Raw genomic sequence first — 226 nt, 5'->3', positions numbered from 1 at the left:
GGCGGCGCGACGCCGCGGTGGGGGAGGCCTTCACCATGCTCACCTGCGAACCCGGCCCCGATGTCGCGCCCTATCATCCGCGCCAGGTCGTGCTGCTGCCCGCTGCCCGCTGGGCCGACTGGATCGCGGGGGTGGTGCCGGCGGCGGAGTTGATCGCGCCATTGCCGGCGGGGGTGCTGCGGGTGGATCGGGTGGTGCGGTAGTTTGGCGGGGGCCGGGGCGGGAG

The 226-nt window shown here is 75.7% G+C and carries 1 pseudogene; it reads left to right on the top strand.

Features of this window, described 5'->3' with window-relative positions:
- Positions 1-203, top strand: a pseudogene (locus AX709_RS02465) (SOS response-associated peptidase); the annotation flags it as partial.
- Positions 204-226 lie beyond the last annotated feature (23 nt).

The sequence above is a fragment of the Sphingomonas sp. CCH15-F11 genome (assembly GCF_001557005.1).
Taxonomy (GTDB): Bacteria; Pseudomonadota; Alphaproteobacteria; order Sphingomonadales; family Sphingomonadaceae; genus Sphingomonas.
The sequence above is the reverse complement of the archived record's forward strand: the minus strand, read 5'-3'. Positions and strand labels throughout refer to the sequence as shown.